The following is a 17,491-nucleotide window of genomic DNA, read 5'->3' on the forward strand; positions in this document are numbered from 1 at the left end:
GTCAGGCCCTCCGGTCGGTCGTGCTGCGCTCATCGCTGGGGGCCTGCCGCGGCAGGCGGTGCATCGCGGCGACGAGCACCGGCCCGATCGCGGCGGTCCGCGCCGCGTCGTCGCCCGTGCCGACCCCGAGCGTGCAGGCCGAGGCGAGCGCCTCGGCCACGTGCACCGGCTCCGCCTTCGGCACGAGGGCGCGGACCTTCGCGAGGCACTTGTCGCGCAGGCCCGGGACGTCGCTCGCGTTCGGGTTGCGGCCCAGGTGCTCCGCGGCGAGGCTGCGCACCAGCGGCCACGCCAGGCCCGGGAGCTTCACGCCGGTCTCGGGGCCCGCGTCGCGCAGGCGCTTGCAGTACGCGTCGGCGTTGCCCTCGCCCGCGGCCTTGAGCAGCTCGTTGAACAGTCGCGTGGGCGGGAACTTCTCCGGCTCGGCCTCGCCGTCGCGGTCGCACAGCTCGTTGACGCGGTCGGTCCACCACCGGCGCGGGTCCACAGGGGCCGGTGCCGCGGACGGGCCGGGACGTGCGGGCCCGGTGCCGCCCTGCACGGGGACGGCGCCGCCGGCGCCGATCGCGGCGAGGTAGTCGTCGACGGCCTCGGCGGCCTCGCCGAGGCGGGTGCGGGCCGCCGCGAGGCGTTCGCGCGCGGCGCCGAGCTTGTGGAGGCCCACCTCGGCGTTGGACTCGCGCGACGCCTCGGTGAGCTCGGTCTGCGCGGCCTCGAAGCAGTGGTCGGCCGTGTCGAGCGCGGGCAGCGGGAGGTCGGCGGCGAGGGCTCTGAGGCTCCCGGCGAGGGCGGCGACGTCCACAGGGGTCTCCGTTCTAGAGGGTCGCGGCGTACGCCTCGGCCTGCTCGGCGGCGGCGAAGGTCGCGGCCAGGGACTGCTCCAGCTCCGCCGCGGCCTGCGCGAGCGCGGCCTGGGCGGTGGCGACGGAGTCGTGGCCGGACCCGGCGGTGACCGCGGTCAGGCCGCCCTGGGCCGCCTCGATGTTCTGACTGGCGGCGGTGATGGCCGCCTGGCCGTCGCGGACCTGCTGGAGGGCGGCGGCGATGGCGGACTTGAGTTCGGCGACGCTCACGGTGGACACGACGCTTATTCTCGCGGAGATTCCGCCGACTTTCCGTGATGATGTCGCAACCCGGCGTGTCTGGTTTGTCGGATTCCCGACTGTCCAGTGACAACCAGTGTTGCTTTCGATGCATTTTTGGGTGGCGCAGTGACGTACCTCCCAACTACAGTGTGAGTACCAACGGGGCCAGGTCCCCCACACATCGACACCCGGGAGGCGACCGTGCCAGTGCAACGCACTTACGTCCTCGACACTTCGGTTCTGCTGTCAGACCCAGGAGCGTTCTCACGGTTCGACGAACACCACGTGGTCATCCCGCTCGTCGTAGTCAGCGAGCTGGAAGCCAAACGCCACCATCCGGAGCTGGGCTGGTTCGCCCGGGAGTGCCTGCGGCGCCTCGACGAACTGCGCGTCAAGCACGGACGTCTCGATGAGCCGATCGCGATCGGGGACCACGGCGGTTCCATCCGGGTCGAGCTCAACCACGTCGACACCTCCGGTCTTCCGGCGGGGTTCGCCTTGGACACGAACGACTCCCGCATCATCGCCGTCACCAGGGCCCTCGGGCTCGAAGGCGCCGACGCGGTGCTGGTCACCAAGGACATGCCGCTGCGGGTGAAGGCGTCCGCGGTCGGCATCCCCACCGAGGAGTACCGGCACGGGCAGGCCGTCGACCCGACCTGGTCGGGGATGGCCGAGCTCGCGGTGTCCGACGAGGTCGTCGCCGCGCTGTTCGACGGCGCCGACGTCGACCTCCCGCACGATGTGGACCTGCCGTGCCACACGGGCCTGGTGCTCAACGGCACCAGCTCGAAGGCGCTCGGCCGCGTCACGGTCGACAAGCAGATCCGCCTGGTGCGCGGCCGCGAGGCGTTCGGCGTCCACGGCCGGTCCGCGGAGCAGCGCGTCGCCATCGACCTGCTGCTGGACCCGGACATCGGGATCGTCTCGCTCGGCGGCAAGGCCGGGACGGGCAAGTCCGCGATGGCCCTGGCCGCGGGCCTAGAGCAGGTCCTCGAACGCGAGGTCTTCAAGAAGGTCATCGTGTTCCGCCCGCTCTACGCGGTCGGCGGCCAGCAGCTCGGCTACCTGCCCGGGTCCGAGAACGAGAAGATGAGCCCGTGGGGCCAGGCGGTGTTCGACACGCTCGGGGCGGTCACGAACGACAACGTGATCTCCGAGGTCGTCGAGCGCGGCCTGCTCGAAGTGCTGCCGCTGACCCACATCCGCGGCCGCAGCCTCCACGACGCGTTCGTCATCGTCGACGAGGCGCAGTCGCTCGAACGCGGGGTGCTGCTGACGGTGCTGTCCCGCATCGGGCAGGGCTCCAAAGTGGTCCTCACCCACGACGTGGCGCAGCGCGACAACCTGCGGGTGGGCCGCTTCGACGGCGTCGCGAGCGTCATCGACGTGCTCAAGGGCCACCCACTGTTCGCGCATGTGACGCTTACGCGCAGTGAGCGTTCTGAGATCGCGGAGATGGTCACCAACCTGCTGGAAGGCTGACGGGAAAGCTCTGGCATGCTGTGTCCCGGGCGTCTGTGGACAGACGCCCGGGACACAGGAGTAGAGCGCATGATCCCACTGCTGACCCGCTACGGCGCCCGTGTGGCCGCCGTGCTCGTCCTCGCACTCGGGGCCGTCATAGCCGTCAACGCCGTGACCGACGACCCGTCGGAGCAGGACGCCCAGCACCCCAGCCAGGCCGCCGCCGAGCAGCAGGCCGAGGCCGAGGCCGCGTACGAGGAAGTCCGCTACCTGCACGTCAACTACATCGACGAGACCGCCGGCGCGGACGTCGCGGTGAAGGCCGACGCCCTCGCCGACTTCGCCGCGGACCGGGCCGCGAGCCTGAACGGCGCCCAGGAGGACGCCGACCAGGCCGAAGCGGAGGCCGAGGCGGAAGCCGAGGCCAACTCCAACCCGACGTCCGTCGACATCCCGGGCAGCTGCTCGGACTACTCCGGGAACAAGGCCACCGGCTGCGCGATGGCGCTGGAGAACGGCCACGACCTGGAGCAGGTCGGCTGCCTCGTGGCCCTGTGGGACCGCGAGTCCGGCTGGAACGAGTACGCCGCCAACGGCATCGGCGCGTACGGCATCCCGCAGGCGCTGCCCGGCGACAAGATGGCCAGCGCCGGCTCGGACTGGGAGACCAACCCGGTCACCCAGATCAAGTGGGGCCTCGGCTACATCGAGGGCCGCTACGGGAACCCGTGCGGCGCGTGGGCCCACTCGGAAGAAGTCGGCTGGTACTAGCTAGCAAGACGGGGCGGGCGCCTGAGCGCCCGCCCCGTTCCGCACTCCCCCCTTTTCCCCTCCCCCCAGGAGCCCCTGTTGATCCCGAAGCTGACCCGCCACGCCGCCCGGATCGCCGCGGTCCTCGTGCTGGCCCTCGGGGCCGTGATCGCGGTCCTCGCCGCGACCGACCGGCCCGCGGACGACGACGCGAACCATCCGAGCAATGCCGCGGCGGAGAACCAGGCGGATGCGGAGGCCGCGTTCGACGAGGCCCGTTCGCACCACATGAACTACATCGCGGCGACCGCGGGGGCGGATGTCACCGTGAAGGCGGCGGCGGTCGCGGAGTACGCCGTGGACATGGCGCAGGGCCTGGACGACGCCCAGGTGGACGCCGACCAGGCCGCTGAGGAGGCCGCGATGAACAGCAACCCGACGTCAGTCGAGGTCCCGTCGAGCTGCGGCGAGTACTCCGGGAACCGGGCCACGGGGTGCGCGATCACGCTCGAACGCGGGTACGACCTGGAGCAGTTCGCGTGTCTGGAGCTGCTCTGGAAGAAGGAGTCCGGCTGGAACGAGCTCGCCGAGAACTCGATCGGCGCCTACGGCATCCCCCAGGCCTACCCGGGTTCCAAGATGAGCAGTGAGGGGGACGACTGGGCGACGAACCCCGTCACGCAGATCCTCTGGGGTCTGGGCTACATCGAGGGGAAGTACGGGACCCCGTGCGACGCCTGGGCGTACTCCGAGGCCGAGGGCTTCTACTGAGCCGGTGCAGGTCTTGAGGTAGCCGCCGATGACGACGAGGGCGACGATGCCGGAGGCGATGGTGAGGCGCTGGAGGAGTCCGGCCATCTCCAGCCAGTGCGGCCGCGGCATGGAGAACCATTCGAGGACGTACGGCAGGGACGTGAAGGACAGGGCGGCGACGGAGAACCAGGCGCAGCCGATGACGAGGTCGGCTCGTTTGGCGCGTTCGGGTTCGGTGCGGCGGAGCCATCGTCCGAAGGCGATGCCGAGGACGGCCATGATGCAGAAGGCGACGAACGCGGCGTAGCGGTGCACCAGGTGGTGGGTGGTGAACTCGGTGACGCCGTCGCGGTCGGAGGGGACGATGGCGACGATCGCGATGGCGGCGGCCCAGGCGAAGAGGGACCAGGAGAGCCATTTGGGGGCGCCGGTCTGGCGGGCCTGGAGCGCGAATGCGGAGGCGCCGAGGGAGAAGAGGCCGAGCGCGACGGGCAGGAGCCAGCCGAGCGGGGTGTACAGGTGGATGCTGATGACCTTGTAGAGCGGGTTGAGTCCCGAGGTGGCGTGGAGGACGACCATGGCGACCAGGCCGGCCGCGAGGGACGCGTTCCCGACGCCGATGAATCCACTGGGGACCGTCGCTGTCGCGGTCCGGTTCGCTGCGGGGGCAAAAGAAACCATGTGTAATAGCCTCTTTGTTTTCGGCTCCGGAATCAGTGACGCGGACACCCGAATCGCTCCCCCCGCCAGCACCCGGCCTCTGGTAGCGCCTGCCCTACCGCGGGCCCTCCTCCGCTGAGCCCTCTTGCGGGGCCTCCGCCCCGGCGGCGTCCCGCGGGGCTGGGGGTGTGCGAGGCTTGCGGGATGAACGAGTTGGCCGGAGCGCTGTCCCCGTACCTTCGCCAGCACGCCGGGAACCCGGTGGCGTGGCGCCAGTGGGGGCCTGCGGCCCTCGCCGACGCGGCGGCGCGGGACGTGCCGCTGCTGATCTCGATCGGGTACTCGACGTGCCACTGGTGCCATGTGATGGCGCACGAGTCGTTCGAGGACCGGACGGTGGCTGCGGCGATCAACGACCGGTTCACGCCCGTGAAGGTGGACCGGGAGGAGCGGCCGGATCTGGACGCGGTGTACATGCAGGCGACGATGGCGATCACGGGTCAGGGCGGGTGGCCGATGACGGTGTTCGCGTTCCCGGACGGGACGCCGTTCTTCGCGGGCACGTACTTCCCGAAGGCGCATTTCCTGCGGCTGCTGGACGCGGTGCACGACGCGTGGTCGGGGCAGCGGGAGGAGCTGCGGCACCAGGGTGCGGCGATCGTGGAGGCCGCGGCGGCGGGCGGCCCGGCGTTCGCTGACGTGACGGTGGCGTGCCCCCTGGACGGGCCGTGCCCGCCCGCGCCGCCGGTCAGGGAGGCGATGCTCGACCGGGCGGCGGAGACGATCCTGGCGTCGGCCGATGTGGTGAACGGCGGGTTCGGGTCGGCGCCGAAGTTCCCGGGGGTGCCCTCGCTCCGGTTCCTCCTCGACGCCTATGTACGCACCGTGGACGCGCGGCTGCTGGACCACGTGAAGCTGACGGCGGAGCGGATGGCGCGGGGCGGGATCTACGACCAGCTGGAGGGCGGGTTCGCGCGCTACAGCGTGGACGCGGCCTGGACGGTGCCGCACTTCGAGAAGATGCTGTACGACAACGCGGAGCTCCTGTGGCTGTATGCGCGGCTGGCGGGCGAGGGCGAGCTGTTCGCGCGGGTCGCGGACGAGACGGCGGCGTTCCTGCTGGAGCGGTTCTCGACGCCGGAGGGGGCGTTCGCGGCGGCGTTCGACGCCGACACCGAGGGCGTCGAAGGCAAGACGTACGTGTGGACGGCCGCGGAGCTGGAAGCGGTCCTCGGGGACGATGCGGGGTTCGCCATGGGCGCGTTCGGGATCGACCCGGCGGGCCCGAACTTCGAGCACGGCGCGAACGTCCTGGAGCTGCCGGAGGACCCCGTCGACGGGGCGCGGTTCGCGGCGGTGCGGCACCGGCTGCTCGCGGCCCGGCGCGAACGCCCGCAGCCGGGGCGCGACGACAAGGTCGTGGCGGCGTGGAACGGGATGGCGATCGCGGCGCTCGCGGAGTACGCCTCGCGCACCGGCCACCGGGACTCCCTGGTGGCGGCCGAGCGGGCCGCGGCGTTCCTCGCCGAGAAGCACATCGGCGCGGACGGGCGCCTCGCACGGGCTTCACTGGGAGGAGCAGTGTCGGTGGCACCGGGCATCCTGGAGGACTACGCGGCCGTGGCGCTGGGGTTCCTGCGATTGGGAGGTGAGTGGAACGCGCGGGCGCTGGCGCTGCTGGAGCAGGTGCGCGCCCACTTCGGCGACGGCCTCGGCGGGTTCTACGACACCGCATCGGACGCGGAGGCGCTGGTGACGCGGCCCGCGGACGTGCACGACGGGCCCACGGCCTCGGGCTGGGCGCTCGCGGCGGCCGCACTGCTGGAGGCGTACGCGGCCACCGGCGACGAGTCGTACAAGGACGACGCGTGGCGGGCGATCGCGCGGGCCGAGCCGGTGATGTCGGGCAACCCGCGGTTCACCGCGGGCCTGCACGCGGCCGCCGAGGCCCTGGTGCGGGTCCAGCGGGACCCCGGCGAGTCCTGAATCACCGGGCCGCCCGGGGAAACCGGCTTGCCGGGCGGCAAGCACGGCGCTTACGTTTGAGAGTTGTGAAGCCGAGCCCGCTGCGCCCTCCCCCGCCGTCCGAGATCCCCGCCGACCCGTGGCGGTACCTGCTGTTCGTGGCCCGGTCCCACACGGGCCTGGTCGCGCTCGGGTTCATCGGCCTGAGCATCTCCGGGACCGCGTGGGTCCTCCTGCCGTGGGCCATCGCGAAGGTGATCGACGAGGTCATCGCGGCCGGGAGCACCGAGCCGCTCCTGCGGTGGGCCGTCGTGCTCGTGGTCGTCGCGGTCGCGTCGTCGTGGGTGTTCATCGCCGGGTACCGGGCCCTGTTCATGGCCGAGTCGCACGCGCGCGTGCGCACCGTCCGCAACCTCACCGACCACCTCAACCGGGCCGGGACGGGCGTGCGCGGCGCCGTCTCCCCCGGCGAGATGGTCAACCTCTCCACCGAGGACGCCCACAAGACCGGCTCGTTCATCTTCCAGCTCGGGTTCGGGTGGATGGGCGTCGTCATGCTCGGCGTCGGCACCGTCCTGCTGTGGAACATCGCCCCCGCGCTCGGCGGCGTCATCCTCGGCGGCGTCCTGTTCATCGGGTTCGTCGTCGGCCCCGTCCTCGGCCGCCTCCAGCACCACCAGATCGCCTACCGCGCCTCCGTCGCCACCCTCACCGGGCAGGCGTCCGACGTCGTCGGCGGCCTGCGGGTCCTGCGCGGCGTCGGCGGCGAGGACCAGTTCTCCCGCCGCTACCGGGCCGCCTCCGCGGACCTGCGCGACGCCGGGTACGGCGTCGCCCGCGCCGACTCGTGGGTCCAGGGCCTGCGCACCAGCCTCCCCCTCGCGCTCATGGCCGCCATCACCTGGGTCGCCGCGCGCCTCGCCATCGGCGGGACCATCAGCGTCGGCGAACTCTCCGCCGCGTTCGGCATGACCGCCCTCGTCGCCCAGCACTCCGGCGCGATGATCGGCATGGCGCAGGCCGTCATCGCCGCCCAGGTCGCCTCCCGCCGCCTCACCGCGTTCTTCGGGACCCGCAATGACATCGCCGACACCGGCGAGGGCCGCGGCGCGCACGGGCCCCTCACCGACCCCGAGTCCGCGCTCGAAGTCGCACCCGGACGCCTCACCGTCGTCGTCTCCGCCGAGGCCAAACCCGCCGAAGCCGCCGTCGAGCGCCTCGCCCGCTACCGCGAGTCCGGCGCCGAATGGGGCGGCACCAGGCTCGACGCCCTCGCCCTCGACGAGGTCCGCGAACGCGTCCTCCTCCTGCGCGACGACTACCTGTTCGCCCAGTCCCTCGGCGAGACCCTCCGCGTCGACGAGCCCAAGGCCCTCGCCGCCATCGAGGCCGCCTGCGCCGCCGACGTCCACTCCAGCCTCGGCTCCGACCTCGCCGGGGAGGTCACCAACGGCGGCCGGAACCTCTCCGGCGGCCAGCGCCAGCGCCTGCGCCTCGCCCGGGCCCTCGCCGCCGACGCCGAAGTGCTCCTCGCCGTCGAGCCGACGAGCGCCGTGGACGCCCACACCGAGAACCTCATCGCCTCCCGCGTCGGCGCCGCCCGCAAGGGCCGCACCACGGCCGTGGTGACGGCGTCGCCGCTGTGGCTGGCGCGCGCCGACGCGGTCGTGTGGATGGTCGACGGGAAGGTGCGGGCCGCCGGTTCGCACGCCGACCTGTCGAAGCACGCCGAGTACCGTTCCCTCACCTCCAGGCAGGAGTCCCGATGAGCGACCAGACCGCGGGCCGCCTGCCCGTCGCCGACCGCGCCGCCATGTTCCAGGCGATCAAGCGGCTCGTCCTGGACGACAAGGCCGCGTTCGCCGGCGTCGTCGCCCTCTACGCGGCCGCCGCGGGCGCGGGCGCGGCCCTGCCGGTGATGCTCGGGCAGGTCATCGACGGCATCGGCGGCGGCTGGACCGCCTCCCGCGTGGACCTCGTGTGCGGGGTGATCGTCGCGCTCGTCCTGGTGCAGCTGATCCTGATGCGCACGGGCCGCAAGCTCGGGTACCGGCTCGGCGAGCGGGCCGCGGCGCGGCTGCGCGAGTCGTTCATCGACCGGGTGCTGCGGCTGCCGCTGGGCACGGTGGAGCGCGCCGGGACCGGCGACCTCGCGACCCGCACGTCAGGTGACGTGGGCGCGGTCGCGGAGCTGCTGCGCAAGACCGGCCCGGAGGTCGCGGTGTCCTCGATCGAGGCGGTCGTGCTCATCGCGGCCGCGTTCGTCGTCAGCCCCCTGCTCGGCGTCCTGTTCCTGGTGGGCGTGCCGACGCTGATCCTCACCGCGCGCCGGTACCTGCGCCTGGCGAGCCCGGTGTTCCTGGCGGAGCGGGCCGCGATGAGCGAGATCGCCGAGACCCTCACCGCGTCCGCCGCGGGCGCGCAGACGGTGGCGGCGTACCGGATGCAGACCGAGCGCGGGGACGCCGGGTACGCGCGCGCCGCGACCCACATGGACCGCCTGCGCGGGATCATCCGCCTCCAGACCTGGTTCTTCCCGTCCGTGGACCTGACGTTCCTGCTCCCGGCCGTGTTCGTCACCGTCGTCGGGTCGCTGTGGTACCTCGAAGGGTGGGTCACCGTCGGGCAGGTCGTGGCGGTCGCGATGCTGACGCTGCGCCTTGACGGGCCGGTGTTCCGGACCACGATGGCGCTCAGCGAGTTCCAGATGGGCGGGGCGGCGATGGCCCGCGTCGAGGGCGTCCACCTGATGCCCGACGAGGTCCGCGACGCCGAACCCGACGGCGCGGAGGTCCGCCTGGACGACGTGACGTTCGGGTACGGCGACGGGCCCGACGTGCTGCACCGGCTCAGCCTGCACCCGAAGCGGGGCGAGCGGCTCGTGGTCGTCGGCCCCTCGGGGGCCGGGAAGTCCACGATCGCGCGCCTGGTCGCCGGGATCGACAGGCCCCGTTCGGGATCGGTGACCCTCGGCGGGGTGCCCGTCGCGGACGTGCCGCTGGAGACGGTGCGCCGCAAGGTCATCCTGGTGACCCAGGAGCACTACATCTTCACGGCCACCTTGCGCGAGAACCTGAACCTCGCGGCGCCGGAGGCCGGGGACGCGGCGCTGCTCGACGCGCTCGCCATGGTGGACGCCCGGTGGGTCGCGGACCTGCCGGAGGGCCTGGACACGATGCTCGGCGACGAGTACCACGGCCTGAACCTCGCCGAGGCGCAGCAGCTCGCGCTGGCGCGCGTCATCCTCGCCGACCCCGACGTGGTGATCCTCGACGAGGCGACGGCGGGGATCGACCCGGGCTCCGCGGGGAACGTGGAGGCGTCGCTGGCCGCGGCCCTGCACGGGCGCACCGTGATCGCGATCGCGCACCAGCTCCAGGCCGCGGAGTCGGCGGACCGGATCGCGGTCGTGCAGGAGGGGCGGATCGCCGAGGAGGGCACGCACGCGGAGCTGCTCGCGGCGGGCGGCGTGTACGCGGCGCTGTGGACGGCGTGGAAGGGCGTCGCGGCCTGACCCGCCGGCTCCCCTGATCGAAGGACATACGCGTAGCCGCGCCACAAAATACCAGTAATTCGCATTTGCGACACTAAGGTGGTCTCCCGTACCCGCGGCGCTCCGGCGCCGCGCACCTCGATACGGGAGTTCCCATGCCGCGCACCACTTTCCCCCCGCACGTCCGCAAGCACCGCTGGGCCGGGTACACGTACTGGTCGCGCATGACGTGCGCGGAGGCGCCGGTCCTGGACCCGGTGGTGCTCATCGGCGGTGCGCTGCACCGCAAGGAGGACTGGGGCCGCGTCGAGCAGGGGATGCTCGCCGCCGCGGACGTGCTCTGCCCGGACCTGCCCGGGTGGGGCGAGGCGGACCTGCTGCCGCCGTACCTCGGACCGGACGTCCCCGTCGAGTCCCTGGTCCGGCTCCTGGACGACCTGGGGATCGAGCGGGTCAACGTCTTCGCGGGCTCCTACGGGTCGTCCGTGGGGTACCGGATGGCGCAGACCCACCCCGACCGGATCGGCCGGATGGTCCTGGCCGGGACGATGGGCGGCATCCCCCTGGAGTCGCGGCCGATGATGCGCGCCGCGGTGGCCCTCGCCGAGTCGGGCCCGCGCGAGCGGTTCGGCCCGGCCGCGATCGAGGCGCTCATGAGCCCCGAGCCGGACATCGCCGGGAAGGCCGTGGTCCGCCGAATCATGTCGATGCGCTTCGGCTCCGCCGACGACGCGGACCTCAAGAAGTTCATCGCCAACACGCACCGGCTGCTCTCGCGCCAACTCATCGACCCGTCGATCCCGCCCGCCGCGCCGATCCTGTTCACCACCGGCGAGCACGACAACCTGACGCCCCCCGCGCTCTGCCGCGACCTCGCGTTTACCTGCCCGGAGAGCTGGTACGTGGAGTTCGCCCGCGCCGACCACCTCATCCACCTGGAACGGCCCGCGCAGCTCGTGGACCTCATGACCCGGTTCTTCTCCGGCGAGGACTTCACGGAGCTGCCGTACGCCACCGTGGTGGAGGACCTGCGCCGGGTCCCGGTGCACGCCTAGCGCACCGGGACCCGGAGCTCACGCGGTGATCTTGACGCGCCGCAGCAGCTGCGCGTTCAGGGCGACCACGATCGTGGAGGCCGACATGAGGACCGCGCCGACCGCGGGGCTCAGGGTGATCCCCACGCCCGCGAGCACGCCGGCGGCGAGCGGGATCGCCACGATGTTGTACCCGGCGGCCCACCCGAGGTTCTCGATCATCTTGCGGTAGCTGGCCTTCGAGAGGCGCCGCACCCCGCCGACGCCGCGCGGGTCCGAGGACGCCAGGACCACCCCGGCGGACTCGATCGCCACGTCGGTGCCCGCCCCGATCGCGATCCCCACGTCGGCCCGCGCCAGCGCGGGCGCGTCGTTGACGCCGTCGCCGACCATCGCCACCCGCAGGCCCCGGGCCTGGAGCCCGGCGACCGCCTGGTCCTTGTCCGCGGGGAGGACTTCGGCGAAGACCTCGTCGGCGTCGGTGAACCCGAGGTCGGCGGCGACCGCCTCCGCGACGGCGCGGGCGTCGCCGGTGATCATCGCGATCTTCTGCACGCCTTGGGAGCGCAGGTCGGCGATGGCCTGCCTGGCCTCGGGCCGCACCTCGTCTTCGAGGGCGATGGCGCCGAGGACCTTCGGGTCGCCGTCCAGGGCGACGAGGTACAGGACGGTGGCGCCGCGGCCCGACCAGGCGTCGACGTCCCCGGCGAGTTCGCCCGGAACCTCGATGCCGATCTCCCGCAGCAGCGCGGGCCCGCCGACGGCGTACCGCTTCCCGTCCACCGCGGCCTCGACGCCCCTGCCGGTCCGCGAGCGGAAGTCGGTGGCGCGGAGGCCGTGCCCGTCCCCGCCGTGGGCGACGATGGCGCGGGCGAGCGGGTGCTCCGAGTCCGACTCGACGGCCGCAGCGAGGTGCAGCACCGAGTCCGCCTCGGTCCCTTCGGTTCCGCTGACGCCGGCGACGGTGTGCTCCCCCTTGGTGAGCGTCCCGGTCTTGTCGAACAGGACGGCGTCGACGGTGCGCATGCGCTCGATCGCAAGGCGGTCCTTCACGAGGATCCCGGCCTTCGCGGAGACGGCCGTGGTGATCGCGATGACCAGCGGGATCGCCAGGCCGAGGGCGTGGGGGCAGGCGATCACGAGGACGGTGACCGTGCGGACCACGGCGGCGTTGACGTCGCCGAGGAGCGACCAGACCGCGAACGTCGCGATCCCGGCGCCCATGGCGATGTAGAACAGGAGCGCGGCGAACCGGTCGGCGAGGACCTGGCCGCGGCCGCGGGACTCCTGGGCCTGCGAGACGAGGCGCTGGATGCCCGCGAGGGCGGTGTCGTCGCCGACGGCCTCGATGCGCACGCGCACCGCGGAGTCGGTCGCGACGGTCCCGGCGACGACCCGGTCCCCCGGGCCGCGCGGCACGGGCCGCGACTCGCCGGTGATCATCGACTCGTCCATCTCCGCCTCGCCGTCCACGACCTCGCCGTCGGCGGGGACGCGGGCGCCGGAGCGCACCAGCACGACGTCGCCGACTCCCAGGGACGCGGCCGGAACGGTCTCCACGGTGCCGTCCTCGGCGACGCGCTCGGCCTCGTCGGGCAGCAGCGCCGCGAGCGCGGCAAGGGCGCCCTGGGCCTGGCCGATGGCCTTCATCTCCTGCCAGTGGCCCAGCAGCATGATCGTCACCAGCGCCCCGAGCTCCCACCAGAACTCCAGGTCGAAGAGGCCGAGACTCGTTGCCAGCGAAGCGATGTAGGCGACCGAGATGGCGGTGGCGATGAGCAGCATCATCCCGGGCACGCGGTCGCGGATCTCCCGCACGCCGCCGACGAGGAACGGCCAGCCGCCGTAGAAGAACACGGCCGTCCCGAGCACGGGCCCGACCAGCTCGATCCCGGGGAAGTCCAGTGTGTACCCGAACCAGTCCATGATCATGTGGCTGGTCGCCACCAGCGGCACCGTCAGCGCCAGGCTCAGCCAGAACTTCCGCCGGAACGCCTCCGGGTCGTGCCCGGCGTGCTTGTCATGCCCGCCGTGCCCGCCACCATGACCGCCGCCGTGGCCCTCGTGCCCCTCGTGCGTCCCGGCGTGCCGCTCCCCATGTCCCTCATGGTGCCCCGCATGCCCGCCGTGCCCGTGATGCTCGCTCACCGGAGGCTCCTTCCGTCTCGTCCTTCAGTCGCCTGAGACTATACCCCCAGGGGGTATAATTGCAACACGAAAAAACGGCACCCACCCGAAGGCGGATGCCGTTTTCAAGACCTGTGGAGCTTAGGGGATTCGAACCCCTGACCTTCTCATTGCGAACGAGACGCGCTACCAACTGCGCCAAAGCCCCTTGCGGCGACAAGATTAGCACGGCCGCGGAAGGGGGCGGCAAGGGCGTTGTGTGGGCCCGGTCTCGCTAGATCCAGGAGTCGAGCCACATGCGGGCCTGCCATTCGTCGCGGGGCAGGGCCTCGCCGGTGTAGATGGGCCAGAAGTACGCGAAGCAGAGGACGACGACGGCGACGAAGGCCCCCGCGATGAGCGCGCCGGTGAGGCGGCGCTCAGGGGAGGCCAGGGACAGCTCCCCGCGGCGGTGGCGGCCGATGATGAGGCCGAGGGACCAGGTGACGGCGCCGATGAAGAACGGGACGGCCGGGGCGGTGTAGAAGAAGAACATCGTCCGCTCGGGGTAGAAGAACCACGGGATGATGCCCGCGCCGATGCCGGTGAGCAGGAACCAGGCCCGCCAGTCGCGGCGCGCGACCGCCCAGACGAGGAGTGCGAGCGTCGCGGGCACGAACGCCCACCACAGCAGCGGCGTGCCGAGGAGGAGGACCTCCGAGGCGCAGTCGCTGCTGCCGCAGTTGACGTCGGAGCTCCAGTAGAAGACCACGGGCCGCAGGTCGAACAGCCACTGCCACGGCCAGGACTGGTAGGCGTGCTCCGAGGAGAGGCCCTCGTGGAACTTGAGGACGCTCAGGTGGTACTCCCACCAGTTGACGAGCGCGCCGAGCACGGGCGGCTCGGAGCGGCCCTGTTCGGCGAGCCAGTGGCGGTAGGAGCCGGTGTCGTTGAGGAACCAGCCGGTCCAGGAGGCGACGTACACGCCGATCGCGAGGAGCCCGAACCACAGGTTCTGCCCGAACTCGTAGATGACGGTGTCGCGGAAAGGCTTGCGGGCGCCCGCGTCGGCGCGCAGGCGCCAGTCCCAGACCACGTAGAGGACGATCGCGGCGATGATGTACCACAGCGCGGACCACTTGGTGGCCATGGAGAGCCCGAGGAGGACCGCGGAGGCGATCCGCCACCACGGGAGGCCGAGCCTCGGCCTGCGGCGGCGCACGTCGAGGCCGTCGTCCATCGCGGCGAGCCAGCCCGCTCGGCGCCAGTCCCGGTCGCGGACGAGGCAGTACATGGCGGCGAGGATCAGCGTCGCGAGGAAGATGTCGAGGAGCGAGGTCCGCGAGAGCACGAAGTGGGAGCCCTCGACGGCGAGGAGGAGCCCGGCGGTGCCGCCGAGGAGCGTGGAGCCGGTGAGGCGGCGCATGAGGCGGATGAGGATCGCGACGCCGACGATCCCGGCGGCGGCCGCGGCGATGCGCCAGCCGACCTCGTCGTAGCCGAACGCGATCTCGCCGAGGCTGATGAGCCACTTGCCGAACGGCGGGTGCGCGACGTACGCCGAGCCCGTCGCGCCCGGGTCCCACTCGACGCCGTGCGAGAGCATCGTGTGCGCGTCCTGCGCGTAGTAGACCTCGTCGAAGATCAGGCCCTTGGGGTGGTTCAGGCCGATCAGGCGCAGGACCGCGGCGATCCCGGTGACCGCGAGGGTCACCCAGAGGGCGCGGCGGCGGTCGTCCGGGACTGTCGCGGCGAAGCGCGCCCGGACGGCGGGGAGGGGGCCGGGGAGCGGGGTCGGCCGCCAGGCGGCTGGCGGCTGCTCGGGCCGGACTGCGGTGGCGCTCACCGGCCCGAGTTTAGGGTGTCTCCTTCACCGTCAGTGCACCAGCTCGCTCGGAGGCGTGAAGTCCCCTTCGCCGTTGATCTCCCACTGGGAGGCCAGGATGTCGGCGACCGCGTTCGCGGGTTTGCCGAGGTTCGCCGCGCCCACCGCATGCTCCGGGCTATCCGGGTCGGCGATGAACGCCGCCGCCGCACCGTTCGGGGTGAAGCCCACGAACCAGTTGGTGGAGTTGTCGTCAGTCGTCCCGGTCTTGCCCGCGACCGGGCCTCCCACGGCTGCGCCAACCTGTTCTGCGGTGCCCCAGGTACAGCTACCGGTCTTGGCGCCGTCGCCGGTCGGACAGCGGGCTGCATCAATCGCCGCGCGCGCGACCTCCTCATCGATGACCTGCTGGCAGTTCGAGCCGAACGTGATGGTCCCGCCGGTGGTCGTCTGGGCGCTCGTCACCGGGATCGGAGTGCAGTACACGCCGTCGGCCGGCAGCGTCGCGTACGCGGCCGCCATCTCCAGCGGCGTATTCTGCGTGACACCGAGGGTAAAGGTGCCGAAGCCCTCCGCGGCCCCCTCTGAGGTCAGGCTCAGGTCGTTGGAGTTGTGGAACTGGACGCCGAGCCGCTTCGCCATCTCGATGACCTTGTCAGCGCCGACACGCTCCTCCAATTGCACGAAGTAGGTATTCACCGACTCGCCGAATCCGGTCCACATGTTGTAGTCCCCGACCTCCGAAGCCGAGGCGTTCTTGGGACACCAGTAGCCACCGCACGAGTCCGAGCCCGAGATCGGGTACTGCGACGTGTACTGATAAGGCGAGTAGATCGTAGTGTCCAGCGGCATCCCGGCTTCGAGGGCCGCGAGCATCGTGAACATCTTGAACGACGAACCGGCCTGGTACCCCGCCACCGCCGAGTTCCCGCTGAGCAGCGGGTTCGTTGTGTTCGGATAACTGCCCTTGCCGTACTCTGAACCGGCCGAGTTCGAACCGTTGTCGGACACGTCGTTCGAGTAGTTGCGGTTGACCGCCATGACCTCGATCGCGCCGGTCCCCGGCTCGACCACGACCGACCCGAGCGCGTACTCCGACCCGGTCTCCAGCTGGTTCTCGATGGCCTCCTGGGAGGCGTCCTGGAGCTCCAGGTTCAGCGTCGAGGTGATCTCGTAGCCGCCGCGGTACAGGCGGGCCTTGCGGACCTCCTCGGACTCCCCGAAGTCCTCCTGCTGCTCCCACCACTTCTCGAAGTAGTCGACGAAGAACCCGTAGTCGGAGTCGATCGCGCCGCCGGAGGTGTTGTTCGCCTCCTGCGGGTTCAGGTTCAGCGCCTCCTCCTTCGCGGTCTTGCCCTCGTCGGAGGTGAGGTAGTCGACGGCGACCATGCGGTTGACGACGTGGTTGCGGCGGGCCAGCGCGGCCTCCGACGAGCCGTTGATCGGGTCGTAGACGCTCGGGGACTGGATGAGCCCCACCAGCATCGCCGACTCGGCGACGGTGAGGTCGGCGGGGACCTTCCCGTAGTAGACCTGGGCGGCCGCGCCGATGCCGTACGCGCCGTTGCCGAAGTACACGGTGTTCAGGTAGTTCGTGAGGATGTCCTCCTTGGACATCTCCTCTTCGAGGGCGAGCGCGTACCCCATCTCCTTGACCTTGCGGTCGATGGTGACCTCGCTGGCCGACGCGACCTCGTCGGGGGTGGTCGCGGTGTAGGAGAGCACCTGGCGCACGTACTGCATGGTGATGGTCGAGGCGCCCTCGGAGGTGCCGCCGTCGGCGATGTTCGTGACCAGGGCGCGCATGACGCCCTCGGGGTCGACCCCGTTGTGCTCGAAGAAGTTCGAGTCCTCGGTGGCGACGAGCGCCTGGATCACCGACTCGGGGATCTGGTCGTACTCCAGCTGCACCCGGTACTGGTCGCCGAACGTGGCGATGACGGTGGTGCCGTCCGAGGCGTACAGGGTCGAGGACTCGGGCGCGGGGGGCAGGACCAGCTCGTCGGGGAGGTCCAGGACGGCCTCCGAGCCGACCTTGGCCAGGCCGCCGATGCCGCTGGTCACCGGCAGGAACGCCAGTCCCACGACGAGGCCGAACGCCACGGCCACCGGCACGAGCGCGAACATGGCGCGGCGCTGCACGGCGGTGATGGGTCCGAACCAGGTCTGCGCCACCGGTTTCGACGAAGAATCACTCACGCTGTCTCCCAAAGCCCCGACACGGGGAAGGAACGGTCATTTCAGTTGGGCGCGGCGAAGCGCCGATCAGGCGGAGTTCCGGGGGCGCCCCAACTCTACGACGCGCCAGGGGGGCGGTTCTGACGCAGTCCGGCACTGGTGGGGGCGATTACAG

At 71.7% G+C, this 17,491-nt stretch carries 12 protein-coding genes, 1 tRNA gene and 1 pseudogene; 7 read left to right on the forward strand and 7 right to left on the reverse strand.

Annotated features, from left to right (window positions below; translation table 11 throughout):
- Window position 1: 1 nt before the first annotated feature.
- Entirely contained in the window at window positions 2-802 is an 801-nt protein-coding gene (locus AB0A65_RS17315; RefSeq protein ID WP_359952269.1) for a hypothetical protein, read from the reverse strand.
- 13 nt (window positions 803-815) lie between these two features.
- Window positions 816-1,082, reverse strand: coding sequence for a hypothetical protein (locus AB0A65_RS17320; protein WP_219926995.1), 267 nt, complete (start codon window positions 1,080-1,082; stop codon window positions 816-818).
- Between the two features lie 204 nt (window positions 1,083-1,286).
- On the opposite strand from AB0A65_RS17320, the gene AB0A65_RS17325 reads away from it, so the two are divergent.
- The 3 genes from AB0A65_RS17325 (at window position 1,287) to AB0A65_RS17335 (ending at window position 4,073) form a co-directional block, all read left to right on the forward strand.
- Window positions 1,287-2,570 carry a PhoH family protein gene (locus AB0A65_RS17325; protein ID WP_359952270.1) on the forward strand — a complete coding sequence of 428 codons (1,284 nt, stop codon included), beginning with the start codon at window positions 1,287-1,289 and terminating at the stop codon, window positions 2,568-2,570.
- Window positions 2,571-2,639: 69 nt separating this feature from the next.
- Window positions 2,640-3,323 carry a lytic transglycosylase domain-containing protein gene (locus AB0A65_RS17330; RefSeq protein ID WP_359952271.1) on the forward strand — a complete coding sequence of 228 codons (684 nt, stop codon included), beginning with the start codon at window positions 2,640-2,642 and terminating at the stop codon, window positions 3,321-3,323.
- Between the two features lie 78 nt (window positions 3,324-3,401).
- Window positions 3,402-4,073 carry a lytic transglycosylase domain-containing protein gene (locus AB0A65_RS17335; RefSeq protein ID WP_359952272.1) on the forward strand — a complete coding sequence of 224 codons (672 nt, stop codon included), beginning with the start codon at window positions 3,402-3,404 and terminating at the stop codon, window positions 4,071-4,073.
- A 36-nt stretch (window positions 4,074-4,109) separates the two neighbouring features.
- Here the strand turns inward: AB0A65_RS17335 and AB0A65_RS17340 are convergent.
- Window positions 4,110-4,736, reverse strand: a pseudogene (locus tag AB0A65_RS17340) (DUF998 domain-containing protein); the annotation flags it as partial.
- Between the two features lie 183 nt (window positions 4,737-4,919).
- Here AB0A65_RS17340 and AB0A65_RS17345 point away from each other — a divergent pair.
- The 4 genes from AB0A65_RS17345 to AB0A65_RS17360 all read left to right on the forward strand — a co-directional run bounded on the left by AB0A65_RS17345 (window position 4,920) and on the right by AB0A65_RS17360 (window position 11,228).
- Window positions 4,920-6,701, forward strand: a complete 1,782-nt coding sequence (locus AB0A65_RS17345) for a thioredoxin domain-containing protein (protein WP_359952273.1) — start codon at window positions 4,920-4,922, stop codon at window positions 6,699-6,701.
- A gap of 65 nt (window positions 6,702-6,766) precedes the next feature.
- Window positions 6,767-8,449, forward strand: coding sequence for an ABC transporter ATP-binding protein (locus AB0A65_RS17350; protein ID WP_359952274.1), 1,683 nt, complete (start codon window positions 6,767-6,769; stop codon window positions 8,447-8,449).
- Window positions 8,446-10,194, forward strand: coding sequence for an ABC transporter ATP-binding protein (locus tag AB0A65_RS17355; RefSeq protein WP_359952275.1), 1,749 nt, complete (start codon window positions 8,446-8,448; stop codon window positions 10,192-10,194). The genes AB0A65_RS17350 and AB0A65_RS17355 overlap by 4 nt, the downstream gene beginning before the upstream one ends.
- A 134-nt stretch (window positions 10,195-10,328) precedes the next feature.
- Window positions 10,329-11,228 (forward strand): alpha/beta hydrolase, encoded by a 900-nt coding sequence (locus tag AB0A65_RS17360; RefSeq protein WP_359952276.1) that lies wholly within the window; start codon window positions 10,329-10,331, stop codon window positions 11,226-11,228.
- Between the two features lie 18 nt (window positions 11,229-11,246).
- Here the strand turns inward: AB0A65_RS17360 and AB0A65_RS17365 are convergent, their stop codons facing one another.
- The 4 genes from AB0A65_RS17365 to AB0A65_RS17380 all read right to left on the reverse strand — a co-directional run bounded on the left by AB0A65_RS17365 (window position 11,247) and on the right by AB0A65_RS17380 (window position 17,337).
- On the reverse strand, window positions 11,247-13,355 hold the full coding sequence (locus tag AB0A65_RS17365) for a heavy metal translocating P-type ATPase (RefSeq protein WP_359952277.1): 2,109 nt from the start codon (window positions 13,353-13,355) through the stop codon (window positions 11,247-11,249).
- Window positions 13,356-13,469: 114 nt separating this feature from the next.
- A tRNA-Ala gene (locus AB0A65_RS17370) sits at window positions 13,470-13,542 on the reverse strand.
- A gap of 66 nt (window positions 13,543-13,608) precedes the next feature.
- On the reverse strand, window positions 13,609-15,159 hold the full coding sequence (locus AB0A65_RS17375; RefSeq protein ID WP_359952278.1) for a phospholipid carrier-dependent glycosyltransferase: 1,551 nt from the start codon (window positions 15,157-15,159) through the stop codon (window positions 13,609-13,611).
- Between the two features lie 30 nt (window positions 15,160-15,189).
- Window positions 15,190-17,337, reverse strand: a complete 2,148-nt coding sequence (locus AB0A65_RS17380) for a transglycosylase domain-containing protein (protein ID WP_359952279.1) — start codon at window positions 17,335-17,337, stop codon at window positions 15,190-15,192.
- Window positions 17,338-17,491: the final 154 nt, after the last annotated feature.

The organism is Glycomyces sp. NPDC047010 (genome assembly GCF_040644205.1).
Classification (GTDB): domain Bacteria; phylum Actinomycetota; class Actinomycetes; order Mycobacteriales; family Micromonosporaceae; genus Glycomyces.

Excerpts from the sequence above, each read along its gene's own strand:
- AB0A65_RS17330 (WP_359952271.1), top strand. The coding sequence starts at position 2,640 with ATGATCCCACTGCTGACCCGCTACGGCGCCCGTGTGGCCGCCGTGCTC.
- AB0A65_RS17345 (WP_359952273.1), top strand. The coding sequence starts at position 4,920 with ATGAACGAGTTGGCCGGAGCGCTGTCCCCGTACCTTCGCCAGCACGCC.
- AB0A65_RS17355 (WP_359952275.1), top strand. The coding sequence starts at position 8,446 with ATGAGCGACCAGACCGCGGGCCGCCTGCCCGTCGCCGACCGCGCCGCC.
- AB0A65_RS17360 (WP_359952276.1), top strand. The coding sequence starts at position 10,329 with ATGCCGCGCACCACTTTCCCCCCGCACGTCCGCAAGCACCGCTGGGCC.